The 24,935-nt window shown below is 42.6% G+C and carries 27 protein-coding genes; 11 read left to right on the top strand and 16 right to left on the bottom strand.

The window, feature by feature from the left end:
* Positions 1-2 precede the first annotated feature (2 nt).
* On the top strand, positions 3-170 hold the full coding sequence (locus CSV68_RS17210; RefSeq protein ID WP_158232159.1) for a hypothetical protein: 168 nt from the start codon (positions 3-5) through the stop codon (positions 168-170).
* Between the two features lie 46 nt (positions 171-216).
* Here the strand turns inward: CSV68_RS17210 and CSV68_RS13505 are convergent, their stop codons facing one another.
* The 4 genes from CSV68_RS13505 to CSV68_RS13490 all read right to left on the bottom strand — a co-directional run bounded on the left by CSV68_RS13505 (position 217) and on the right by CSV68_RS13490 (position 4,540).
* A complete protein-coding gene (locus tag CSV68_RS13505; RefSeq protein ID WP_199175034.1) occupies positions 217-2,373 on the bottom strand; it encodes an MMPL family transporter in 2,157 nt (718 codons plus the stop codon).
* 142 nt (positions 2,374-2,515) lie between these two features.
* A complete protein-coding gene (locus CSV68_RS13500; RefSeq protein WP_009766462.1) occupies positions 2,516-2,716 on the bottom strand; it encodes a cold-shock protein in 201 nt (66 codons plus the stop codon).
* Positions 2,717-2,907: 191 nt separating this feature from the next.
* On the bottom strand, positions 2,908-3,906 hold the full coding sequence (locus CSV68_RS13495; protein ID WP_099633943.1) for an inorganic phosphate transporter: 999 nt from the start codon (positions 3,904-3,906) through the stop codon (positions 2,908-2,910).
* 13 nt (positions 3,907-3,919) lie between these two features.
* A complete protein-coding gene (locus CSV68_RS13490) occupies positions 3,920-4,540 on the bottom strand; it encodes a DUF47 domain-containing protein (RefSeq protein ID WP_099633944.1) in 621 nt (206 codons plus the stop codon).
* 232 nt (positions 4,541-4,772) lie between these two features.
* Between CSV68_RS13490 and chrA the strand changes: the two genes are divergently transcribed.
* The 7 genes from chrA to CSV68_RS13455 all read left to right on the top strand — a co-directional run bounded on the left by chrA (position 4,773) and on the right by CSV68_RS13455 (position 12,406).
* Positions 4,773-5,960 (top strand): chromate efflux transporter, encoded by a 1,188-nt coding sequence (chrA, locus tag CSV68_RS13485; RefSeq protein WP_099662387.1) that lies wholly within the window; start codon positions 4,773-4,775, stop codon positions 5,958-5,960.
* A gap of 72 nt (positions 5,961-6,032) precedes the next feature.
* On the top strand, positions 6,033-7,250 hold the full coding sequence (locus CSV68_RS13480; RefSeq protein WP_099633946.1) for a multidrug effflux MFS transporter: 1,218 nt from the start codon (positions 6,033-6,035) through the stop codon (positions 7,248-7,250).
* A 213-nt stretch (positions 7,251-7,463) separates the two neighbouring features.
* Entirely contained in the window at positions 7,464-8,849 is a 1,386-nt protein-coding gene (gene fumC / locus CSV68_RS13475; protein WP_099662386.1) for a class II fumarate hydratase, read from the top strand.
* A gap of 84 nt (positions 8,850-8,933) precedes the next feature.
* Positions 8,934-9,458: a PCYCGC motif-containing (lipo)protein gene (locus CSV68_RS13470; protein ID WP_099662385.1), complete on the top strand. Its 525-nt coding sequence runs from the start codon at positions 8,934-8,936 to the stop codon at positions 9,456-9,458.
* 785 nt (positions 9,459-10,243) lie between these two features.
* Positions 10,244-11,236, top strand: coding sequence for a GNAT family N-acetyltransferase (locus tag CSV68_RS13465; RefSeq protein ID WP_233190418.1), 993 nt, complete (start codon positions 10,244-10,246; stop codon positions 11,234-11,236).
* Positions 11,233-11,907 (top strand): Dph6-related ATP pyrophosphatase, encoded by a 675-nt coding sequence (locus tag CSV68_RS13460; RefSeq protein WP_099662384.1) that lies wholly within the window; start codon positions 11,233-11,235, stop codon positions 11,905-11,907. Before CSV68_RS13465 ends, CSV68_RS13460 begins: the two co-directional genes overlap by 4 nt.
* Before the next feature lie 61 nt (positions 11,908-11,968).
* Positions 11,969-12,406 (top strand): GNAT family N-acetyltransferase, encoded by a 438-nt coding sequence (locus tag CSV68_RS13455; protein WP_099633950.1) that lies wholly within the window; start codon positions 11,969-11,971, stop codon positions 12,404-12,406.
* Between the two features lie 104 nt (positions 12,407-12,510).
* Here CSV68_RS13455 and CSV68_RS13450 read toward each other — a convergent pair whose 3' ends face one another.
* From CSV68_RS13450 to CSV68_RS13400, 11 genes are all read right to left on the bottom strand, one after another.
* Positions 12,511-13,041 carry a YceI family protein gene (locus tag CSV68_RS13450; protein WP_099633951.1) on the bottom strand — a complete coding sequence of 177 codons (531 nt, stop codon included), beginning with the start codon at positions 13,039-13,041 and terminating at the stop codon, positions 12,511-12,513.
* A gap of 73 nt (positions 13,042-13,114) precedes the next feature.
* Positions 13,115-14,020, bottom strand: a complete 906-nt coding sequence (locus CSV68_RS13445; protein WP_099662383.1) for a DUF5996 family protein — start codon at positions 14,018-14,020, stop codon at positions 13,115-13,117.
* A 125-nt stretch (positions 14,021-14,145) separates the two neighbouring features.
* Positions 14,146-14,427 (bottom strand): GNAT family N-acetyltransferase, encoded by a 282-nt coding sequence (locus CSV68_RS13440; protein WP_199168455.1) that lies wholly within the window; start codon positions 14,425-14,427, stop codon positions 14,146-14,148.
* Positions 14,428-14,468: 41 nt separating this feature from the next.
* The gene (locus tag CSV68_RS13435; protein WP_099662382.1) at positions 14,469-15,059 is read right to left on the bottom strand and encodes an alpha/beta hydrolase; all 591 of its coding nucleotides are present in this window, start codon (positions 15,057-15,059) and stop codon (positions 14,469-14,471) included.
* Positions 15,060-15,078: 19 nt separating this feature from the next.
* Positions 15,079-15,702: a flavin reductase family protein gene (locus tag CSV68_RS13430; protein WP_368665185.1), complete on the bottom strand. Its 624-nt coding sequence runs from the start codon at positions 15,700-15,702 to the stop codon at positions 15,079-15,081.
* A 3-nt stretch (positions 15,703-15,705) separates the two neighbouring features.
* Complete coding sequence (locus CSV68_RS13425; RefSeq protein ID WP_099662381.1) at positions 15,706-16,599, bottom strand: VOC family protein; 894 nt, start codon at positions 16,597-16,599, stop codon at positions 15,706-15,708.
* Positions 16,600-16,621: 22 nt separating this feature from the next.
* Positions 16,622-17,575, bottom strand: a complete 954-nt coding sequence (mhqE, locus tag CSV68_RS13420) for a ring-cleaving dioxygenase MhqE (RefSeq protein ID WP_099662380.1) — start codon at positions 17,573-17,575, stop codon at positions 16,622-16,624.
* A gap of 82 nt (positions 17,576-17,657) precedes the next feature.
* Complete coding sequence (locus tag CSV68_RS13415) at positions 17,658-18,113, bottom strand: MarR family winged helix-turn-helix transcriptional regulator (protein ID WP_099633956.1); 456 nt, start codon at positions 18,111-18,113, stop codon at positions 17,658-17,660.
* A 206-nt stretch (positions 18,114-18,319) separates the two neighbouring features.
* Complete coding sequence (locus CSV68_RS13410; RefSeq protein ID WP_233192926.1) at positions 18,320-19,003, bottom strand: polysaccharide deacetylase family protein; 684 nt, start codon at positions 19,001-19,003, stop codon at positions 18,320-18,322.
* A gap of 427 nt (positions 19,004-19,430) precedes the next feature.
* Positions 19,431-20,303 carry an anti-sigma-V factor RsiV gene (gene rsiV / locus CSV68_RS13405; RefSeq protein WP_099633958.1) on the bottom strand — a complete coding sequence of 291 codons (873 nt, stop codon included), beginning with the start codon at positions 20,301-20,303 and terminating at the stop codon, positions 19,431-19,433.
* On the bottom strand, positions 20,300-20,797 hold the full coding sequence (locus tag CSV68_RS13400; protein ID WP_199175033.1) for an RNA polymerase sigma factor SigV: 498 nt from the start codon (positions 20,795-20,797) through the stop codon (positions 20,300-20,302). Before CSV68_RS13400 ends, rsiV begins: the two co-directional genes overlap by 4 nt.
* A 207-nt stretch (positions 20,798-21,004) precedes the next feature.
* On the opposite strand from CSV68_RS13400, the gene CSV68_RS13395 reads away from it, so the two are divergent.
* From CSV68_RS13395 to gloA, 3 genes are all read left to right on the top strand, one after another.
* Entirely contained in the window at positions 21,005-22,258 is a 1,254-nt protein-coding gene (locus CSV68_RS13395; protein ID WP_099662377.1) for an amidohydrolase family protein, read from the top strand.
* 322 nt (positions 22,259-22,580) lie between these two features.
* Complete coding sequence (gene gloB, locus CSV68_RS13390) at positions 22,581-23,282, top strand: hydroxyacylglutathione hydrolase (RefSeq protein WP_099662376.1); 702 nt, start codon at positions 22,581-22,583, stop codon at positions 23,280-23,282.
* 88 nt (positions 23,283-23,370) lie between these two features.
* Entirely contained in the window at positions 23,371-23,751 is a 381-nt protein-coding gene (gene gloA / locus CSV68_RS13385; RefSeq protein ID WP_099633962.1) for a lactoylglutathione lyase, read from the top strand.
* A 786-nt stretch (positions 23,752-24,537) separates the two neighbouring features.
* Here gloA and CSV68_RS17460 read toward each other — a convergent pair.
* Positions 24,538-24,675, bottom strand: coding sequence for a DUF3953 domain-containing protein (locus CSV68_RS17460; protein WP_255407213.1), 138 nt, complete (start codon positions 24,673-24,675; stop codon positions 24,538-24,540).
* Positions 24,676-24,935: the final 260 nt, after the last annotated feature.

The raw sequence follows: 24,935 nt of genomic DNA, 5'->3' as shown, positions 1-24,935 counted from the left end.
GAATGAAGGGTAAAACAGTTGCGATTTGGCTGATTGTCGTGTTGATTGTGGCGGTAGTGGGCGTCGTATTAATGGTTCAGACTACCTTCAAAAATAATCCTACACAAAAAAATCATCAATCATTGGACAACCAGTCGTATACCGAAATCGGCACATTTGGTTGGCAATAAAAGAAGAAGAGCCTGTTGAGAATATACAATTCTCAACAGGCACTTTTTATTTTTTTACACTATATTTCTGGCTATTCGAACGATACAAGCCTTTACCAAACGGCAACCACCAGTTCCATTTGCCAAACAGTTTCATTAAGCTCGGAACTAGCAACAGTCTGATAATCGTCGCATCGATCGCCACTGCAACTGCAATCCCGACGCCGATTTGCTTCACGGGCATGACGTCTGTAAACGCAAAGGCGCCTGTTAGAACGATCATAATCAGCGCGGCAGACGTGATGACTTTACTCGTCGTGGCCAGTCCTTCGACTGTAGATTTATCATTATCGAACGACTGCGCGAACTCTTCTTGCATGCGCGAGATTAAGAATACTTCATAGTCCATGCTCAAGCCAAACACGAGACTGAAGACGATGACTGGAATGATGAGCGCTACGGTCCCCGGATTTAATCCGAAGTGGCCATACTGGAATATATAGACGAGAATGCCGAATGTTGCGGATAATCCGAGAATATTCATCAGAATCGCCTTCACCGGAATGATCAATGAACGGAATGCGAACATCAAGATGAAGAAGGTAGAGACGATGATAATGAGCAATACGTATACGATGTGATCCGCTATTTCATCGAAGATTTCCTGGTTAAACCGCGGTTCACCGCCAAGCAAAATGTTAAAACCGGTATCTTTCTCTGACCAATCGCGGATCCAGTCTTGTGCTTCATTCGAACTGCCGGCAGCCTGTAATGTCACGGGAATGAACAAGCGGTTACCGCTGTCTGTGAATTTCTTCAATACCGGATTGAGCTGGTCGTACATTTGCGGAATACGAAGCGTTTGCTCCCATTGCGCAACATTATCAATTCTGCTGATCGTAAAGGCCGTCGAAATATCTTTGACCAAAGCATCGTCCGTCAACTGATCTTGTAACGTTAACATGTCGTGAAGACCTTCCGTCGTCTTCCAACTACCGTCACGCTCTGCGATCAAGAAAACAGTGCTCTCGTCGCCTAAACCAAATGTATCTTGCATCTGTTCAAAAGCTACACGAGTATCAAAGGTTTCCGGTAGTGAATCAATCTGCGGGATCGTTAATTCCATATTTTTTACTGGAATTACAGCAATGGCAAGTAACACAAATGCTACGATCGCAATCGTAACGGGGCGCTTAATTACATAATGCGCAAACTTTCTCCAACCGTTCGCATCTTCGCCACGCTCTTTTAGCAAACGTCCTTTATGGATGCGATCACCGAGCATCAGCAGAACGGAAGGCAGAAGAGTAAGGGAAGAAACGACCGCCATCCCGACGACAATCATCCCTCCGAGTGCGATATTCATGAAAATATCTACTTGGATAAGAAGCATTGCACCAAGTCCAATGAACACACAAACAGCAGAGAAAATAATCGAACGACCAGCAGTGCGAATCGTCATGATGATAGACTCTGTCACGCTGCGTTTAGTCAGCTCTTCCCGATAGCGACTAATGAATAATAACGCGAAGTCGATCGAGAGGGCGAGACCGAGCATCGGTACGATATTCAGTACGAAAATGGAAAGGTCCACCGTATTGCCGAGCAATGCTAAAATGCCGAGAGTAGAGACGACCGTGCCGATGCCGACGATCAATGGAACGAATGAAGCCACGATGGTACCAAACGCAAACAGCAACACAATAATCGCAATCGGCAAACCAATTGCTTCAGCTGTCATCAAATCGCGTTGACTAGCCTGGTTGACGTCGTGTTCAAATGCTCCTCCGCCAGTGAGCGTCACGCCTGGTTGACCATCGATTTCACCGCGGATATCTTCCACGACTTGCGGCATATCATCAGGCGCCGTATCAAATTGCAACAAGGCATAGGATAAGTCTTTCGTATACTGCGCTTTTTCAGCTAGAGGGGATACGATATCCGACATGACACCGAGCTTCTCCAGCTGATCAAGTGACGTATCGATTTCTGCGTCAGTTTTTCCGTCAAAAACTAAAAACAAAGACTCTGCAGGTAAGCCGAAGTCTTCCGAGATAATCTTCATCACTTGTTCGTGCTCACCGTCTACACGGAAGCCGTCTCCAGCAAGTAGGCCGGGCAATTGGATGGCGAAATACGTCATCACCCCAAATAGTAAAATCCAAAACGTGAAAATCCATTTATATGATTGGGTTACAAACTTCCCGAAGCGTTGCAACGTCATTCCTCCTCACTCAATGCATAAAATTCATTCATCTCATATCTATGCTTATCATAACAAGGAAATATAGAGAAGTGTTACGCAAATATGGAAAGAAATGCACAAAAAAACCACTTCCTAAAAGGAAGTGGTTTGTATAGTTAAATTAGTTTTTAGTTACGTTAGTAGCTTGAAGTCCGCGTTGTCCTTGTTCGATCTCGAAAGACACGTCTTGACCTTCTTCAAGAGTTTTGAATCCGTCACCTTGAATAGCTGAGAAGTGTACGAATACGTCGTCGCCATCTTCACGTTCGATGAAGCCATAACCTTTTTCTGCGTTAAACCATTTTACTTTACCTTGTTCCATGTTTGTTTCCTCCTCGTGCACACTCGTGTACACATTGTATTACTATCCTTGCTCAATTTCTAAAAAACGGTCGAGATAAATCGTAGACCAACGTCGAACAAAAATAATTCTTCTTTATCATAACAAGAAAAGGCAGATAAAGCAAGTAGAATGATTAGTTGAAGAGAATGGTCGCTTGGATTCTTAGGCAGTTATAGGAAAAGTGTGAATATTTTATAGACGACTGCAGCCATTAAAGCAGAGATCGGCATCGTGATAATCCACGTCAAAACGATCTTCTGTGCAACTCCCCATTTCACCCCTTTTAAGCGTTGCGCTGAACCGACTCCCATAATAGAAGAAGAGATAACGTGCGTCGTGCTGACAGGTAAATGAAGGAGGGTAGCGCTGAAAATAATGACTGCGGAGTTCAAATCAGACGCAATCCCGTGAATCGGTCGGATTTTCATAATCTTGCCGCCAACGGTCTTGATTATCTTATATCCGCCGATTGACGTCCCGATTCCCATCGCCGTCGCCGCCGCAATCCGTACCCATAATTGGATATCATCGGTTGTCTGCAATTCTGCTGCGATCAACGCCATCGTAATAATTCCCATCGCCTTTTGCGCATCATTCGTACCGTGCGTGAACGATTGAATTGCTGCCGTACCGATTTGCATGTAACGAATCCGACGGTTGGCTTTAAATAAATTACGATTTTTTAATACCGTACGTAATAGGGTCATGACAAGAAATCCGCCGACGAGTGCAATGATAGGAGATAGCAACAGCGCCTGAATGATTTTAATGAAGCCACTGTAATTTAAAATGCCGAATCCGGCTGCCGCAATCGCTGAGCCGGCAATAGAGCCGATCAGTGCATGCGACGAGCTAGAAGGAATTCCAAAATACCACGTGACCAAGTTCCAGATAATCGCGGAAACGAGTGCTGCCAAAATAACGAGAGAACCATTTTCTAATAAGAACGGATCGACAATATCTTTCGTAATGGTTTTTGCTACGCCTGTGAATGTCAGCGCACCAACGAAGTTCATCGTGGCGGCAAGCATAATCGCAGTCCGTGGCTTCAATGCGCGAGTCGATACCGAAGTAGCAATCGCGTTGGCTGTATCGTGGAAACCATTGATGAAGTCGAATGCCAAGGCAAATACCACGACGAGAATGGTGAGTATGAGAATCGTATCCATCGCTTAGGACTCCTTACGCGTTGCGCATAATGATTGTTTCGATATTATTTGCTACGTCTTGACAGAAATCTGCGGTATCTTCAAGTAGTTCATATAGATCTTTCAATTGAATGATGCGAATGGGATCTTTTTCACGAATGAACATTTGCTTAATGGAAGTCCGCAACACTTCGTCGCAAATTCGTTCGTACTCTTTGATTTGCACGGCATGCGTACGCATTTCGACTAACTTTTTCTTCGTCAGCAATTCCATCGCCAAAACGATCTCATCTGAACTTTTCATAATGTTGATCATGAACTTCTGCATGTATTCATCGATTTCAATGAGAGAAAACATCTCAAGATTAGCAAGAAAATGCTCCATACCGTCGAGGATATCATCCATTGCAATCGCGATATTCAAAATATCTTCCCGTTCAATTGGTGTCATGAACGATGTATTCAATTTCGTGATTAATTCATGAATTAACGTATCACCAGCTGTTTCATATTCTTTCATTCGAATGCTGACATCTTTCAAATCAGAGACAGAATCGACTTTGAAATCGTTCGCATAGTGCATAGATTCCTGCACATGCTTGGCGATGTCCAATAACGCTGTGAAAAACGGATCGGGTTTACGTGGACCTAGCATCTAAATTCCTCCATCTATTGTTGACATCGATAGTTATTACATCATACAAAAACCGTGCGAAAAAAGATAGCGAACGATGTAGAATTTGAGCGATAGTTGCGAGGCTTTTTTTAGTCCGTAATTTGTCCGGCGATTGTTAAGTTATCGTAAAGTTCTCCATAATCTGTTGAAAATACATGGATGCATGAGATGATCGGCAATAAAGCATTGTGTAAGTGGAAAGGGGATCGAAATGAAGAATCACACAGCTACTTCCGTAAAAAGGCTAGTAGAACTATTTATCGTCTCTCTTAAACTAGGACTGACTTCATTCGGTGGGCCAACCGCGCATTTAGGTTATTTCCATGAAGAGTATGTCCGGAAACGGAAGTGGATGGATGAAAAAGGGTATGCGGATTTAGTAGCGTTAGCGCAATTCCTTCCAGGCCCGGCAAGCAGTCAGGTAGGGATTGGAATGGGTGTGGCACGTGCAGGAGTAGTAGGGGGGCTAGTTTCCTTTCTAGGTTTCACGATGCCGTCTGTAGTGGCATTAATCTTGTTTGCTACGCTTCTCGCAGGTTCAGATGTTAGTGAGGCCGGCTGGTTGCATGGATTGAAGATCGTGGCTGTAGCGATTGTTGCCCATGCGGTCCTCGGAATGGCGAAGAATTTAACACCGGATGTTAAGCGTAAGGCCATCGCATTACTAGCGCTCGTTGTTACTCTTTTATGGCAAGCGGCTTTCACACAAGTCGGTGTGATTATAGTAGCGGGGTTAGTAGGGTTATGGCTGTTCAAAGTTCACGATTCGTCAGATGCTAGTTCATCCAAATTCCTCATATCAAAGAAAACAGGAATCATTTGTTTAACACTGTTCTTTACTTTGCTTGGTATATTGCCATTGCTTCGAGAACTGACGGGATCTTACTGGATCGCGTTATTCGATAGCTTTTATCGATCGGGCGCGCTCGTATTCGGAGGAGGACACGTCGTCTTGCCTTTATTGGAACAGGAATTAGTGCCAGCGGGATGGATCGGAAACGAGTCATTCCTAGCGGGTTACGGCGCGACACAAGCCGTTCCGGGACCATTGTTTACGTTTGCTGCCTATCTCGGTGCCGTGATGAACGGTTGGCAAGGTGGATTATTCGCGACCGTTGCGATTTTCTTGCCTGCCTTTCTATTGATCATCGGAGCACTGCCTTTTTGGGACATTTTGCGCAATCATCCGAAAATCAAAGGAGCGGTCATGGGTGTCAACGCCGCAGTAATTGGAATTTTACTCTCGGCATTATATAATCCAATTTGGACAAGCTCAATTTTGCGTGCAGAGGACTTCGCATTGGCGGCCATTTTATTCAGTATGCTAACCTTTTGGAAGATGCCTCCATGGATCGTCGTGCTAGTCGGTGCGGTAGGTGGAGCTGTATTGTCCATATAGTATAAAAGTAACCAAATGCAAGTGCTTTTGTTATACTAAATGAATTCTATAAAAGAAAAGGGTTATGTACATATGAATACTTCATTACAAAAAAAGATTGCTATGCCAACTGTTTGGCTCGTAGTATTGCTCGGCTCACTGTCCGCATTCGGTCCGCTATCGATGGATATGTATTTGCCAGGATTGCCGATTGTGGCGGAGGATTTAAATGCTTCAACGTCACTAGTTCAATTAAGTTTGACAGCCTGTTTGATCGGCTTAGGTGCAGGGCAGCTCATATTCGGACCGTTAAGTGATATTTATGGCAGACGGAAGCCGCTCGTCATTACGCTCAGCGTGTATGCAATCGCTTCTGTTCTATGTGCGTTTAGTCCGAATATCTGGATTTTCGTTGCATTACGTTTCGTCCAAGGTATGACAGGCGCTGCGGGCATTGTCATCGCGAGAGCTTGCGCACGTGACTTATATGTAGGAAATGAATTAACTAAATTCATGGCAATGCTGTCGATCGTCAGTGGATCAGCACCGATACTTTCACCGATAATTGGCGGAGTCGTGCTGAATTACTCTTCGTGGCATACGGTATTTCTCTTACTTGGAGTGATCGGTTTGTTAATGTTTTTATCCACAGCATTTTTCTTGCCGGATACATTGCCGGTTGAAGCGCGTGCGGAGAGTGGAATGCTGGCAGTCGTCAAGACGTTTAGTGGCCTACTAAAGGATAAGTGGTTTTTAGGCATCGCGTTGACGCAAGGCTTGATCATGTCGGGTATGTTCGCATACATTGCAGGATCTCCGTTTGTTTTGCAGAATATTTATAATGTCACAGCGCAACAGTTTTCCTTGTTCTTTGCGATGAACGGTGTCGGGATTATTACGGCAGCGCAAGTGACGGGTCGACTTTCTGGCAAAATTCATGAGTTGAAGTTCCTGCGCGCGGGTGTGTTACTTTCATTCACGGCTAGCATTTTACTTCTATTGACGGTTTGGAATGAATGGCCACTTGCCGTAATTGCGACGGCATTATTCTTTATGGTATCGAGCGTTGGTTTAGTGTCGCCGGCAGCGTTTTCGCTAGCGATGCAGAGTCAAGGTAAGTCAGCAGGAAGCGCATCGGCGTTTCTCGGGCTATTGCCTTTCATCGGCGGTGCAATCGTTTCGCCGCTAGTAGGACTCGCAGGAGACAGCTCGGCTTGGCCGCTTAGTATTATCGTATTGACATGCAGTACCGCGGCGTTAGTGATCTACTTTACAGTGGTTCGGAAGGCGTATCGTCTGCAAGAGATTTAAGTAGAGAGACTGTTGGGGTTGGCGCTTCGGAGGGGGATTTTCTAGAGGACTCGCGGTGAGCCCTCTAGAAAAGCGTCCGCCAGCCGGAGCTTCCATCCAATCGTACACACTAGATAACTCCCACTCCCAATCCTTTTTAATTCAAATTTGCGCGAAAATAGGGCATGATAGAGATAGAGAGTCTGATTATTACTTTGAGAGGTGGATGTAAAGATGGAATATCGTATTGAGCATGACACGTTCGGAGAAATACAAGTACCAGCAGATAAGTTATGGGGAGCGCAGACACAGCGCAGTAAGCACAACTTTAAAATCGGCGGGGAACGCATTCCGCTTGGTGTAATCCAAGCCTTTGCCCATTTGAAAAAATCAGCAGCGATCGCAAGTCATTCATTCGGAAATCTATCCGAAGTCAAAATGAAAGCTATTAAAGCAGCAGCAGAAGAGGTTATCCAAGGCAAATGGGACGAGCACTTCCCGTTAGTCGTTTGGCAAACAGGAAGCGGTACGCAGTCGAACATGAACATGAACGAAGTACTCGCTAACCGAGGTAACCAGTTGCTTGAGGAATGGGGCGAGGAAGAACGCCTACACCCGAACGACGATGTCAACAAATCACAAAGCTCCAACGATACATTCCCAACAGCGCTACACGTAGCAGGTGTAATTGCGGTAGAGCGTGAAGTATTGCCGGCAATTGATAAACTAGCAGCAACACTTCAAAAGAAATCCAAAGACTTCGCGGATATCATCAAAATTGGACGTACGCACTTGCAAGACGCGACGCCATTGACGTTAGGACAAGAAATCAGCGGATGGCACAGAATGCTAGAGAAAACGCACAGCATGCTAGAAACAAGTGTCCAGACAATGAAAGAACTCGCAATCGGCGGTACAGCAGTTGGTACAGGACTTAACGCACCGGCTGGATTCGGCGATAAAGTTGCAGAAGAGATTTCAAAATCTGTAGGCATTGAGTTTACATCTGCACAAAATAAATTCCACGCATTGACGAGCTATGATGAAGTCGTCTATACACACGGCGCACTGAAAGCATTGGCTGCGGACTTGATGAAAGTAGCGAATGACGTACGTTGGTTGGCAAGTGGTCCACGTTCAGGTATCGGTGAAATTACGATTCCGGAAAACGAACCGGGCAGCTCGATCATGCCAGGTAAAGTAAACCCGACGCAAAGTGAAGCATTGACGATGGTTGTGGCACAAGTAATGGGTAACGACGCGACAATCGGTTTTTCTGCGAGCCAGGGGAACTTCGAATTGAACGTCTTCAAACCAGTTATTATCTACAACTTCCTACAATCAGCGAAATTACTTGCTGACGGTATGATTAGCTTTAACGATAACTGTGCGGTAGGAATTGAACCGAACCGTGAAGAAATCGACAATAAAGTGAAGAACTCTTTGATGCTCGTTACAGCATTGAATCCACATATCGGCTATGAAAATGCGGCGAAGATTGCGAAGAAAGCTCATACAGAAGGTACAACGCTGAAAGAAGCAGCACTTTCTACTGGTTTATTGACAGAAGCGCAATTTGACGAATATGTAGACCCAAGCAAGATGACGGGCAACTCATAATTGTCATGAATTTGTACGCTTGTTTTTCCCGCAAACCTTGTATACTAAAGGCATAACCTCTATACAAAGGAGTCAGGAATATACATGAAAAAGAAGGTACTTGCAGGACTGACGGCGCTGACTTTAGCGCTTGCGGCATGCGGAAACGGCGCTACAGAAAAGCCTGCTGAAGTTGATCCGACAGATGCGCGGGTAGAAGTAGGACATGACCACGCAGAACATTTGCCAAACGGCGACTTGCAGGAAGTGACCGCATCAGCGGATATCCTGCCTTCATTCTTAGAGGATAAGCCAGAAGATATGCGCATGGTCTATCAAGTGGCGGGCAACGCAACGGACGTTTTGGAATACATGCCTTGCTATTGTGGCTGCGGAGATAGTGCCGGGCACAAGAGCAATATGAATTGTTTCTTGGATGAAATACGCGAAGACGGCTCCGTTGTCTGGGACGACCATGGCACGCGTTGCCTAGTTTGCCTGGAGATCGCAGTGAAATCCGTACAAATGAAGCAAGACGGCAAGTCCATGAAAGAAATCCGTGACGCAATTGACACGGAATACGGTAACGGAGACTATGCAAAACCTACAGATACTCCAATGCCTGCTTGAGTGGTTGATTTTATAAGCTGCAGATTCACTCTTTTAATGGGTGGGTCTGCAGTTTTTTGTTTTGGCTCAATATTGACGTGTTTGCGGTCAGAGTTTAAGGATGAGTGCTCTATGTATGCTCACCCTCGCTCAAAGTTCGAGGTTGAACGCTCTATCAAGCTACGGTCCCGCTCATAGTTCGAGGTTGAACGCTCTATCCGGCTCCGGTCCCGCTCATAGTTCGGGGTTGAACGCTCAATCAAGCTACGGTCCCGCTCCTAGTTCGAGGTTGAACGCTCTATCCGGCTCCGGTCCCGCTCATAGTTCTAGGTTGAATGCTCTATCCGGCTACGGTCCCGCTCCTAGTTCGAGGTTGAACGCTCTATCAAGCTCCGCCTCCGCTCAAAGTTCGAGGTTGAACGCTCTATCAAGCTATGGTCCCGCTCATAGTTCGGGATTGAACGCTCTATCCGGCTCCGGTCCCGCTCATAGTTCGAGGTTGAACGCTCTATCAAGCTACGGTCCCACTCCTAGTTCGAGGTTGAACGCTCTATCCGGCTCCGGTCCCGCTCATAGTTCGAGGTTGAACGCTCTATCCGGCTACGGTCCCGCTCATAGTTCGAGGTTGAACGCTCAATCAAGCTCCGCCCCCGCTCAAACATCAAGGTTAAACGCTCTATATATCTCCACATCCGCTCTATACCAATAACCCACCTATCACCAAAAACACCTCCCATCCATTCATTTCATTGGCAAGCTAAACAGTTGTGGTATAATTTAGTTAAATTAGGCAGGAGGGGATTCTGATGATTCATTTTGTACAATTTGAAGAGCAGTATGTACCGAAGATGGCCACGTTATTAGCGGCGAGACATGCAGATGAACGACAGCGTTTTCCGTTTTTGCAGGAACGCTTTGAGGACATCGAGCAAGCTGAGAATCGCTTGCGTGAAGAATTGGAGAAACCGTATACAGGGGGACTCGTGACGTTGCGTGACGAAGACGTCATCGGCTATTTATTATACGAATATCGTCAGGATGCTACTCGCGGACGTACGGTATATGTTGGGTATCCATCGTTTGTCATTCATGAAGATGAGCATCCAAGATTGGCACGTTTGATGTACACGGAAGCTGGCGCGGAATGGGTTCGCAATGGCTATTTTGAACATCTCATGGATATTCCGGTTGGTAATGACGAATTAATTCTTGAAATGCTGGAGCAGTCGTTTCATTTCGAACAGCGCTTTGCGGCGTTGTCACTGGAACACTATCGCGCACAGCCAGGAGAGAATAGTCTCGTTAAGATGAAGGAACTAGTAGGAGACGAGCAAAAAACATTGCATAAGATGGCGCCGTGGAACAGTTTGCATCAGGCGAAAGCGCCAGCATGGAAACCGATTACACAAGAAGCGTTGGATGCAGAGCGTGATGTATTTGCGGCGTATGAAGGCAAGGAAGGTACGCGTAGCTGGGTTGCAGAGCAAGATGAAGTACCTGTAGCCTTTCATCTATTCACACCGGCAGACGCACGTCATGCGATGACCACACCGGATGAGTCGGCAGTGCTTGTACAGGCGACGACGAATATAAAGATGCGTGGACAAGGAATCGGCAAATCGATTGCGAATCACAGTTTCACACAAATGAAAAATGCGGGTTATAAATATGTCATGACCGATTGGCTGACGGCGAATCATTTGGCGTCGTATTTCTGGCCTAAGCTTGGATTCCGTTCGTACATGATTCGCATGGCACGTACAGTGGATGCACGCATCTCATGGGCGGACGGACAATGACGGGCGTGAAGTTCGTTACGTCATGGAGTGGCGGCAAGGACTCTGCACTCGCAACGTATCGCGCAATCCAAGAGGGAAATACGCCGGCTATGCTGTGGACAATGTTCGAGAAAGATCAGCCACATTCCAAATCACATGCATTGCCACTGGAGATCGTTCAAGCACAGGCGAAGCAGATGGATATTCCATTGATGATTCGAAAAGCAGACTGGGCTGGCTATGAAATACAATTCATAGATGCTATGCGCGTTTCGAAAGCCCATGGTATTCACAAAGCAGTTTTTGGTGACATCGATTTAGAAGATCATTTACTATGGGTACAGTCGATGTGTGCCAAAGTGGGTATGGAAGCATATCATCCACTTTGGGAAGAACCGCGACGTAAGCTACTTGAAGAATTCATTGCAGAAGACTTTGAAGCCTATGTGGTCGTTGTGAATACAAAGATGATGCCTGCTAAATTTCTCGGTAGACGTTTCACGGTGGAATTAATGGATGAACTCGAAGCACTCGGCATCGATAGTTGTGGGGAGTCAGGGGAATTCCACACGGTCGTAGTCGATGGACCGATTTTCAAGGAACGCATTCCGGTGAAGATGAGTGAGACTATCGAAAAAGATGACTATGTATTTTTGAAATGTGAGATAGAACAAGAAACTTCCACAGACTGAGAGATTGTCTGGGGAAGTTTCTTATTTACGGAAGAAAAGTAAAAAGAGGAGTTGATGCACGATGAACTTTAAGAGAATACGTACAGAAGAAGATCTTCAAAAGTCTTTCAACATACGAAAAGCGGTATTCGTCGAAGAACAACAGGTTCCGGAAGAAGACGAGTTTGATGAATTTGATGTGTTGAATGAATTATGTGAACATATAGTAGTAGAAGATGAAGGACAAGCGATCGCGTCAGGTAGAGTAAGAGTAGTAGATGGAGTAGGGAAGTTAGAACGCATTTGTGTGCTAGCCTCTCATCGCAGTGCAGGTATTGGAAAGATAATTGTTCAAGGCTTGGAAGAGATTGCAATGGACAAGGGACTGGCGCGGCTGAAGTTGCACGGTCAAACGCATGCAGAGGAGTTTTATCTTAAACTCGGATATAAAACTACATCCGATGTATTCATGGAAGATGGTATACCACATATCGTAATGGAGAAAAAGTTAGCTTTATAGATAGAAAGAAAAGCCCCTACAGGTAGAAGATAAAATCTACCTGTAGGGGCTTGCTATATACTTCACATTATCAGCCGTTTCAAAAAGGCTGAATTTTATATGGCTTACTTACGTAATTGAATTTCGATATTGATCTTTACTTCATCACTCACGACAACGCCGCCAGTTTCTAGTGCAGCGTTCCATGTTAAACCGAATTCTTTACGGTTAATCGTTGTTTTACCTGTAAATCCAGCAGCTTCGTCTCCGCTCATCGGATCTTTAGCCATACCTTCATACTTTACATTGAACGTGACAGGCTTTGTTGTATCTCTAATCGTGAAGTCGCCAGTTAAGTCGTACGTATCTTTAGAAGTCTTCTCAATTTTTGTTGCTTTGAATGATAATTTCGGGTAATTTTCTACATCGAAAAAGTCAGCTGAACGTAGATGATTGTCTCGATCGGCTTTACGTGTATCAATACTGTTCGCATCAATTGTGAAATCGATAGACGCTCCTGTTAAATCTTCTGGATCCGCTTCGATGTTTCCTTGGAATTCGTTAAATGTTCCTTTTACGTTTGAAATCATCATATGTCTTACGGAAAAACCTACTGTACTGTGTGCTGTGTCTACGTTCCATGTTGCTTTTGTCATAAAAAATCTCCTCCAATAATGGTTTGTTTATATTTACTATAGTCATTTAACGTTTTCATACAATAAACCGTGTTTATTGTTTTTTATTCGGTTCCATTTTTAACTCTACGAAGCAGTGATGGGTATTTTCCCATTCTAAGTATTCGAACGACTTTCTGCATGAAGCTTCCAGGAAGCGAATGACTTCAGCAGGGTCCGCTTGATCGACGTCACTTTTGATTTCATACAGGTATTCAGCCATATCGGGACTGAAGTAACTACCTTCTGGGAAAGAGTCATCTGTTTTTAATTCCACGCCTTCGACAAACGGATAGGGCAGTGTGAAGAAGGTAGGATGTTCAAATTTGTCATCACCCAACCAAAAGCCAAACTCGATCATATGTTCATCAAAAGCAGCTCGTTCAATTACTCTACTATCATCTGGGAAAGGTTCGAGTTCGTTATACACAATGATACCTGTCACGTCGAACGTGCCCCAGAAAAGACCTGGATAAATCTTTCGTTGTCTGATTGGAGCAAGGAATTGTTGCTCAGCATCCCATGCAAATTGGAACCACTTAAGAATTTGTTTAGCTACGTCTTCGTTGTAGTGATGATGTTCAACGTCGTCTTCAAAAGGCGTCGTCGTTTCCATTTCCTGAGGTGTTGTATGGATAGACAATGGTATACCGAGATCATCGGCAGTGCGAATGATTTCCTGATAGTAGTCACGAATCGTCTTTCCGTCCTCAAGTTTGATTACCGCGTCATCTTTTTCTGTTTTACTAATGATTACGTTTTTAATTAAATCGACTTCAATTTCAAAGTGGTGAGCGTTATATCTCAGTAGCCCTGTAGTAAACCCGCGCGGTGTAATATCGAGAACTACGTGCGCCCATTGGGGTTCCTGTGCAGCATATTCTAGTTTCACTTTCCCTAAAATTTGAGAAACAAGCTGTAAGGTGATGATTTCATTCTTATGCGTTTTATAAAATCCCACTAATAGCACCTCCTAGGAATTACTTACCCTTTTTTGAAAAATATAAGCTTAGAGTAGGGGATTCGATAGAAATTGGTCATTGTAGTATCGTTTCATAGCGTAGTAATGAAAATGCAGTCGGCTTATTATTTCGCTTTCAACACATCTTCGTATTGCGCTCTGTTTTTCTCAAGTCTCGCTTTAGCGAAAGGACATAAAGGGATAATTTGACGATTGTTTTCACGCGCAAATTTCACTACTTCTTCTAATAGCATATCGCCAACGCCTTGGCCTCTTAATTGGTCGCTAACCATTGTATGATCAATGATGAATTGCTTTGGACCATTCAAGACGATCGTCATTTCCGCTAGAGGTTCTTCCGGGTTGTCACCAACATAAAATTTCTCATTGCTTTTTTTAATTTCCATTATTATCACTCCTATTTATATTTTTAGTATATAGAATGTGTTTACTTCAACCAGTTTTTCGCTTGCATTGCGACTTCCTGTGTAAGGCTATGTCCTTTAACCCAAGCCGTTGTAACGTTTGCGCCTCTTTCTTCAAAGAGACGGATGACGCGCTTGCTTTCAGATTCAGGCACAATCGGATCACCTTCGCCTAGTGAAAGGAATACTTCCACATTACTGAAACCATGTTTTTCTTCTAAATCTGCGGGATACAGCGGTGCGAATAAAGCTGCTTTTTTAAGTGTTTCTGGGTGCTTGAGCATCATTTGAATCGCAATGTTCGAGCCGTTTGAGAATCCGACTAGCACCGTATCTTCCATTTTGAAATCATATTCTTTTGATTTTTCTTCAATGAATTCATACAGTTCATTGCCTCGGAACTCAAGATCTTCCCAGTCGTACTGACCTTCACCATGACGCTTGAAGAATCTATTCATGCCATTTTCCTGCACATTTCCTCTAATGCCCAACACGTTGTATTCAGGATTGAGTAGTTCGGCAAGAGAGACTAAGTCTGTTTCCGTACCACCTGTGCCGTGGAGCAATACGAATACGGGTGCACCTTTTTTATTTTCATTGTAAATATATTTCATTACACGTCAACTCCTTTGGTTATTTAAGGGGGCGTTCTACTGTGAATAGCTTACCTATTTCAGCGTAATCGCTACCGGCTAGTCTACTTACAGCTTGTAGTTTCAACGGGTCAATATAGCCGTTGTGATAGATTGTTTCGTCTATATGATAGTGTTTTACTTTCAGCAATAAAACATCTGTAGTTGCGATGTTGTCTTCATTGTAAATGACCATTGAATCGTATAATTCTGTTTCAAATCTCACTTTGGTTTCATTCAATCCTGGAACTTGAATCGCTTTTGAGTCTACTGTCGTAAAACTCGAGACGTCCAGTTCGCTTTCATCGGGCCTTAGCGGTGCGGAAGTCGCGTTTGCTGCTTCTACGTTATCTGTATCGACAACCTGGACTACGGCTTCTTTATTTTCATAAATATTTCTAGCAGTATCTTTCGATTTCCCGTCTACGCGCTGTACAGCGATGGACAGCATCGGGGGGTCATATGTGACGATATTGAAATAACTGAATGGTGCAATATTTACAATACCCGAATTCGACATCGTAGAAACCAATGCGATAGGTCTAGGAATAACTGAACCAATCAGGAATTTCTTCTTTTCTTTTGCCGTTAGATCTTGTGGAGAGAAGTTGAGCATTTTATTCATCTACTATACCTCCAATTTCGGCAGCAGACTTTCGTATTCCTGCCGGTTCTGTTCGTATTGTTCCGGTAATTTCAGCATGGAACCAAGTGATTTCATATCTTCATCTACATCGAATCCTGGACCGTCAGTTGCAAATTCGAAAATGACGCGTCCTTTTTCTTTAATATAGATCGAGGTGAAGTAATTTCTGTCTTTCACTTCAGTGACTTTAAATTGTTCATCTGCCAGTGCAGACTGCCACTCTTTCAATGCTTCCTTATGCGGCAAGGACCACGCGATGTGATGGACCGTACCAATACCGAATCTTCCGGCAGGTTGCGGGGGAGTGGCTGTAATAATATGGTGCTTTTCCTTGCCTACTGTTTCAAAATGTTGATTCTGATCATCTATATTGAGTTCAGTTAAACCCATAAGGCCGGTAAGTAAGTCTTTAGTGCCTTCGGGATTTTCTGACAATAAAACAGCGCCATGAAAATCAACTATATCGTAATGATCTGCAGTTATTTCACCTTCGACCAGTGCGAGCTCGAGTCCATGAACATCAACGAACTCGAGTGTCTCTTGACCGAAAAGCAGTGTCATTTCAATGGGAATACGCTGGGCAGTTAAATGCTCTTTCCAATAGTCCATGCTTCCTTTTGGTATTCTGAAAGCAATCCGTCCGACCTGACCGCTGCCTTTTCTACCTTGATTCTGATTTGTCCAAGGGAAGAATGTAATAACCGTTCCAGGAGTTACATTATGATCCCCAAAGTACAAATGATAGACGCTCGGATCTTCAAAGTTTACCGTTTGCTTTATGAGACGGAGTCCCAAAACATCTCTGTAAAATTTCAGATTTTCATTAGGATCTCCTACAATAGCTGTAATATGGTGGATCTTTTTAATAGCTTCCATTTATAAAACTCCTTTACAACTGTTATGAACGTGTTGTATCGAATGGGCGAATCTGTGATTCAATATATTCACGTTTTGGTTCAAGGAACGGTGGAAGGGATAGGCTTTCTCCCAATGTTTCGTATGGTTCGTCCGTCATGAAACCTGGTCCGTCTGTTGATAGCTCGATCAGAATATGACCGACACGTGTATAAAGTGCTTCAAAGTAGAAACGGTCTACGTGACCGGAATGTTGCATACCCATTGCATCATACTTTGCTTCCCAGTTTTTAATCGCTTCATGATCTTTCACCCGGAACGACACATGGTGAACCTGTCCATACCCTTGACTACCTTGTGTTGTATCATCATTTCGTAAAATGACTTGACCTCCGTTGCCACCTTCGCCTATATCAAACAGCGTTACATTCTCTTCTTCAAGAATCGGTTTCATACCGTATACTTCAGTGAGCATTTTCTTGAAATCTTCAAAATAGCTGACTGTGATTTCAATTGGTCCTAAACCATAAATCGCGTGCTCTTCAGGTACGGGTCCATTTTTCCAAGGTGTGCCGGGTGCTACGCCTTCATTATTCTCATCAGAGAACAGTTGATATTTTTGTCCGTCAGCTTCTTGGAAAGGTAGTACTTTTTTGCCGAAAAGTTCTTGAATGCCGTCGTTATCTACGCCAAATTCTTTGAAACGCTCTAGATAATATTCAAGCGCTGCATCGTTAGGTACCCGTAGACCAGTTCTAGAAATCGAGTTCGTTCCCGGTGTTCCTTTCGGGTTGTTCGGGAAGTCGAAGAACGTCATGTCAGTCCCTGGCGAACCGACATCATCCGCGAAAAATGTGTGATACGTGTGGATATCGTCTTGGTTTACCGTTTTCTTAACCAATCGCATGCCGAGTACGTTTGTGAAAAATTCATAGTTTCTCATTGCGTTATCTGTCATTGCAGTTACGTGGTGAATGCCTAGTAATTCGTTTGTCATGTCATAAAACCCCTTTGTAATTTATATTTAGTTGATATAATATCAATTCGAGAGAATAGTTGTGAAAAAACTAGATTTACCATTACATATTCTGTGCATGTAAACCTAATTTTTTTAACTGTGTAATTAGTTGTTCTTTTTCTTGTATATCTAGTCCGCTAAAAATTTCTTTGATCGCCTTTTTGTGAGGAGGGAAGATTTCATTCATCAATTCCGTCCCATCCGTTGTAATGGACGCATGTGTGACACGTCGATCTTTTGGACAAGGCTTTCTTTTGATTAAGTTTTTCTTTTCTAATTTATCTACAACGTAAGTGATACTACTGCTAGCAATCAATACTTGCTCACCGATTTTTTGTATCGGTTGATCACCTTTACTATAGACTAATTCTAAAACGGCAAACTCTGTTGGATTTAATCCTGAGCGTTTTATATCTTCTTCCACACGCACTTTAATGGATTGCAATGCACGAGTTAAAACAATGAATGCCTTTAGAGACAAATCTTCTTCATAGATTTCTTTATTTTGATTGTCCATGACGTTCTCCTTTTATCTCGAATTCAAGGTAATCATATAATATTCACTTTACGATGTCAACCCATACGTTTATAAAAGATCTACAATACGTAAAAAGTTTGCATCATTTCAAATGGAAATGGTGAAACGAAAGGGGAGGCTAGCTGCACGTACTAAATAGCCTCCATACACTATCATCTATTAGTAGATTCTAATACATCGTGGTGTTAAAGCGCAGCATCATTTTGGAAGTTCATGACAAAGTGAGACGCATCATTGTACACTCCGAAAACGTATCCTTGTTCTTTGAAAAAGTTCAAAACTCCAGGAAGTGCTTCTAAAGTTTGTGATTTTTCGTGCATTAATACAATTTCTTTATCAGAAGTAGTGTCTTGTTTGATGTTTTGTATTATTTGAGAAGGATTACCGGGTAGTTCCCAATCATGCGAATCGATTGTCCAATCCCAAATTTTAATATGGGCGTCAGCTAATTGTTTCCGTATTTGTCCGCCGTTCAATCCAGGCGCTGATCCATAAGGAGGGCGAACTAGACTAGGAGTAGTTCCTGTGATTTTATGAATTAGATCTAGTGTTTCAAGCATCTCGGGTACAAACTGTTGATTCGTGTAAAGTGCTTGATAATTGTGAGTCATACTGTGGCCGCCAATATAATGACCTTCTTGTACTGCTCGTTTTACACTATTCTGAAGATGTTCTTTCTTCAAGTTGCTCCCTTGCATGAAAAATGTAGCTTTCGCATCATGTGCAGCCAAGACATCTAAAAACTGCTCAGTCCATTTGCTTGGACCGTCATCAAATGTTAAATACACTACTTTTTCTGGTTTTTCCTCTTCTACAGGTGGCTCCGTGTTTTCTTCAGCTGGCGTTTCCGTTGGTCCTTCAGAAGATATCTCTGTTTCTTCTTCGGTAGGTGTTTCTGTTTCATCGGATTCTATTGTAGGGAAAATTTCAGGTTCAGGACTAGATTCTTCTGGCGGTGTAATAGGTTCTGGCTGATCAGTTGATGGTGGTGTTTCAGTTGGTGCTGGTTTGGTTACAGGTTGATCCGGTGTACTAGGTACTTCACGGAAAGAGTAGGACGTCCCAACAAAAAGAACAGTACCCGATAGAACGAGAAGAAAAATCAGAAGCAGAAAATATCTTTTCTTCAGCTTTCTTCTTTTCTTTCCGACTTGTTGATGTAGCGTATTCATAAAATTTACATCTCCTATCATTTTGTGTTGAATAGACCGTTTATGACCTTATGTATGTATAGAAACACCTTTATCTATAGGAAGAACAGCAGACGAAATCCATCATCTGCTGCTGTTAAATAACTTACTGAATATATGTGTCCCCGACTAGGGCATCCTGTAAAATATGTGAAGGAATCTCAAATGTGACGACCCCCATATAACCCGGTGCTACTTCATACTGATCAAAAGAAATGACGAGTGTATGATCCGCAGTAATATAGAAGTCTTGATTTGCTTGAATTGAACTGAACTCAATGTCCGCTCCTTCGATAGCTAAATACGCAGTGTTTTCATCCTCTTCCATTTGTCGCTTCATCTCTTGTTTAATATAGGTAGTAATGATCTCGACATAGGAATCGTCTTTAAAGAGACTTGGTAATGTAAGAAGAATATTATGTTGTTTATCAATCGTGTCGTATTGCATTTCAGTGGAAGAAGATCCCGCCGTAGTGGTTTCGTAACGCGCAATAGATAAAATTTGTTCTGTGTCGGTTTTTACTTCATAACCTGAATCCATACCTAAATGACCGCTACCTGCCTCTTCTAGTCTGGCGATCTCTTCCTCAAATTTCGTAAAGAGCGCTTTGTTTTCTTCGATATATTTTTCATTTAGCGCAGTTTGCAATCCTTCGTTTTCTAAACCATCGATTGCCGGCGTTTTCATGTTTGCCTGATACGTTTCCTCTTCCAGAGTTAAGGTGTCTATCGTGAAAACTTGCACGATGGAACCAAGAACGGGGATGTTCGCTAGTGAATTGGCGAAAGTAGGACTAGCATTAATACTGCCAACGAATAAAGCAGCCGCAGCAGCGACTCCAATCGACCAGTTTCTCACGGGTGAGCGTTTCTTTTTAGCATTTTTTGCACCTTGGATAGAATCCTTCACTAAATTGTCCAATTCGGGAGGAATTTCAATATCGTCATATTCTTTCTTGAGTTTGTTTAACCGTTTCATTCCAAATCCCCCTTTTCAATTTCTATACGCAGTTTCTTTAAAGTCCGGTAAAGCCTGGTTTTCACTGTATTACTGTTTTCATCTAAGACGGCTGCCACTTCGTCAATCTTCAAATCCTCGAAGAAACGTAAAATAATTAACGATTTTTCATCTGGAGGCAGTGTATCTAGCGCATCTAGTAAATCTATATCAGTTGGTTCATCTTCAGTTTGTGGTAAATAGCCACCTAGAACTTCATCATCCATCACCATCACCCGCTGATGTTTGCGAATAAAATCAATGGAAGTATTCACGAGTATCCGATAAAACCACGTCTTTAAATACTTGATTTCTTCCAAGCGATGAATGGATTTTAACGCTTTGAAAATCGAGTCTTGCACAATATCCAGTGCGTTTTCTTTGTTTTTCACATAGCTATAGGCGAGCCGATAATGAGCATTTTGGTTTTCAATTAAAAATTGCTCAACCTGCTCTATTTTTTTATTTTTTGTCATGACAAAAGGTTCACCTTCTTTAATTTTAAACATGTCGCGATCACGTCTTACTCTTTTGACGGACAGCTTCTGCAAAAAGTTTGGATTTTATTTTAAAAACAGACAAGAATAAGCTGATCACATGCTGTTGAGAGCAAGAATTATTTTTCTTGTTTCGTAACTGCTATACTCATGACTATACCAACGGATAAAGGAGCAATGTATTTTATGAAGAAATATATAAATGCGAATATATACGGTGACCCAGATTCCCATGAGTTTTTAGTGAAAGATGGTCAGTTTACCGCAATAGGTAATGATCTAGATAACGCAGATGAAGTAATTGACCTGCAAGGACGTTTAGTATTGCCACCTTATGTGGACCCTCATTTACATTTGGATTATATCTTTTCGGGACTAGGCGAAGGAAATGCAAATGTATCCGGAACATTATTTGAAGGCATTCAGCGTTGGAGTGATAATAAGAAATCATTGACTGAAGAAATGGTGCGTGAACGTGCGATAAAAGGAATTCAAAAAGAAGTGAGTAAAGGAGTTCAATTCATTCGTACACATGTAGACATTACAGATCCAAATTTAACGGGAATGAAAGCGTTAGTTACACTGCGCGAAGAATTGAAAGACCTCGTTACATTACAACTCGTAGCTTTTCCTCAAGAAGGATTCTTTAGATATGAAGGGGCAGAGCGTTTAATGCAAGAAGCGCTTGAAATGGGTGCGGACGTAGTAGGGGGGATTCCTCACTTTGAAATTTCGTATGAGCATGGCGTGGAGTCATTGCGACGTATTGTCGACATGGCCGTAAAGCATAACGTGATGATTGATATTCACTGTGATGAAAACGATGATCCAAATAGTCGTTTCTTAGAAGTGTTAAACGCGCTCGTTATGGAAAAAGACTACGGTAAATATACAACGGCTAGTCATACATGTAGCTTCGGTTCAGTCGATAATAGCTATGCCAATAAAATGTTAGGTCTTTTTAAGGAATCACAAATTAATTTTATTTCTTGTCCAACTGAAAATGCTCATTTACAAGGACGGGGAGATAGCTATCCTAAACGTCGTGGCTTAACACGAGTAAAAGAGTTGTTGAATAACGGAAACAATGTGGCGTTTGCTCAAGATTCCATAGCAGACTACTGGTATCCTTTAGGTAATGGAAATATGATGAATATTTTAGATAATGGGATTCACTTAGCGCATTACACACATATTGACGAGATCAATAAGGCGTTGGATTTGATCACGTATTACGGTGCGAACATTATGAGAGTAAACGATGCGTATGGTATTGAAGTGGGGAAGCCTGCGAACTTTATCGTGTTGGATGCAAAAGATCCGTATGAGGCTATTCGTGAGCGGGCGGAAGTGCTGATGTCCGTAAGAAACGGTGGCTATCTCTTTAAGCGTGAACCGCGAAAAAATGAAGTCGAAGTGGATTTTTTAAAGCAATCGTGAGAGTTCTTGTTCATACTTAAAAGTCTTCCTCAACCTAGTGTTGAGGAAGACTTTTATTTTTCATAAAATATTGGAAGTAAATCAAACCCAGTAGAAGAAGTACAGGAATTGAGGTAACAATTAAAACCAAATTTTTTAACTTTCCTTAACTTTTTTCAAAATGATAGGATTTAGTATTGACTTACAGACAGAGGAGGTTGTCTTCTTCATGTATATAAATTATCTCTGTGTTATGATAGCTGGATAAATTAAAACTTGTCGGTGGAAGGGGAATAAGTCTCCAAACCGCAAATTAAATATATAAAAGAGGAGGAATCATAAAGTGATTATTCATCCAATCAAAGCCTTTTCTGATAATTATATATGGTGCATTCAAGAAGAAACAGAGGTCGTTGTGGTGGATCCAGGAAAAGCGAGTGTTGTCCTGGAGTACCTTGAAGAAAAGCAGCTTCGTTTGGCGGCCATTCTTTTAACTCATATGCATGAAGATCATACTGGTGGGGTACGGGAGATTCTAGCGAGTCATCCTGAAATTCTCGTTTATGGCCCGGAAGAAACGAAAGACTTGGTGAATAGTGTGGTAAAGGAAGGGGACTCCTTTAACTTGATGAGTCAAACTTTCCAGGTCTACGAATCAGGAGGTCATACGCATGGCCATATCAGTTTTTTAATGGGGAAAAACCTCTTTTGCGGGGATGCCTTATTTTCAGCCGGATGTGGTCGGGTCTTTACGGGCGATTACGAAGCTCAATATGAAACGTTGCAGAAATTTAAGCACTTGGACGATGATATAAACGTTTATGCCGGTCACGAGTATACCGAAACTAATTTACGTTTTGCATACGAAATACAGCCGGATAATAAAAAAATCTCCAACTCATTGGATGAAGTCCAAGAAATGCGTGCTAAAGGTCAGCCAACGCTCCCGTCAACAATCGGCAGAGAGAAGGAAATTAACCTCTTTTTGCTAGCAGAAACTTTGGAAGACTTTATCGAACTACGTAACGCGCGTGATAATTTCTAGGGCAACTGACTTTGTTCAATCGCATAAAGTGTACGGATATAGTATCTATGATAAGATTAGGTCAATAAAATCATGGAGGATGATAGTGATGAACCAAGTACTCGTTGAAATTTGTTTACGTGTTAGAGACATTGATGCGACTTTAGATTTTTATACGGAGCTTTTTGATTTTGAAGTAGCCAGTCGCAGAGAATTCCCTGAGAATAAATTTGATTTAATCTATCTAAATTCACCAGGGTCTTCAGTACAAATAGAACTTACGTATAATTATGATGCAGAACCATATGTTATAGGAAATGGTTTCAGTCATTTAGGTGTAACCGTAAATGATTTAGAAAAAATGCATGAAATCTGTAAAGCTTCTTCTTATGAAACAGGAGAATTAAAAGGACTTGCAGGCGGAACACCTTCTTACTTCTTTGTTACTGACCCTGACGGCTATAGAATCGAAGTAAAGCGTAAACACTAAAACATTCTAAATTCAAAAATGATTGTAAATAGCCTACCCCTCGACACTCTTTTACCAAACAGAGAATGGAGGTGTAGGCTTTTTTATTGTCGTGGTATTTCTCGTTAGACGGATGATTGTATCAATCGCGTCGTTTTCATGACCAGCTCGACTATGGATTTCCTCGCATTTGCTCGGTGAAAACGTCCGTTGTGAATGTTGTTCTGTCTGTATTAATAACCGCATCTTTTACACTGTCGTTATTGATTTCTACTCCGTTATCTTCTTTGACTTGATCAGCTATGATTAAAGAAATCAGCCTGATTGAGGCATGGTCCTTATTCTATACTAGCACCCATAGTTCGGACAGTGGTTTGAAACCGTTGATCTGCGTTGCAGCCGGACGCGTTCCGGAGGGCGGGCGGTGAACCACACCCCTTCGCTGCGCTCGCAGGGTGTTTCACCTGTCAATGCAAAGATGTGCTCCTTTCCGCTCCGCTTCACTCGCAAAAGCCGTTCTTCGTTACGGCTCTCGCTGATCCTCCCGGAGTCGCCGGCTTCCACTCCGATCAACTAAGCGACTACAAATAAGCTTCTTCCATAATCGCACCCATAGATGGGATAACGGTTGGAACTCGTTGATCTGCGCTCCAGCCGGACGCGTTCTGGAGGGAGGGCGGTGAACCACACCCCTCCGCTTCGCTTCGCCGGGGTGTTTCACCTGTCCCTCTGATCCTCCCAGAGTCGCCGGCTTCCGCTCCGATCAACTAAGCGACTACAAATAAGCTTCTTCCACAATCGCACCCGTTAACTTAATAAGAATCCATGAATTATGACAAACAAAGGAAATAGAGATATTACCAGAAGTAGCCAACCGTAAGCTTTTCGACCTTTTTTAAACTCTTGAAGACTCATTACTAAAAACACTAGACCTAAGCACAACATCATATAACTTTGGAATTGAAAGTCTTTTGTAATAAGTCCATATGCTGCAAAGAAAATACCCAATGCAGCAAATATAAAGTGTAGAATTCTTAGCAACAGATTACTCCCCTCAATTCAACAACATTTTGGCCCGATTACCGAAGATGAATGATTTCATCCTTCTACTAAAAAACAGTAGTAATCTTAATTTCTTTTCGTTTAATGAGATCCGCTAAAGTAATTCCATCTATTTTCACATAATCAATTATATATTGATTAAG

Origin of the sequence: Sporosarcina sp. P29 (assembly GCF_002743265.1) — a bacterium.
Taxonomy (GTDB): Bacteria; Bacillota; Bacilli; order Bacillales_A; family Planococcaceae; genus Sporosarcina.
The sequence above is the reverse complement of the archived record's forward strand: the minus strand, read 5'-3'. Positions and strand labels throughout refer to the sequence as shown.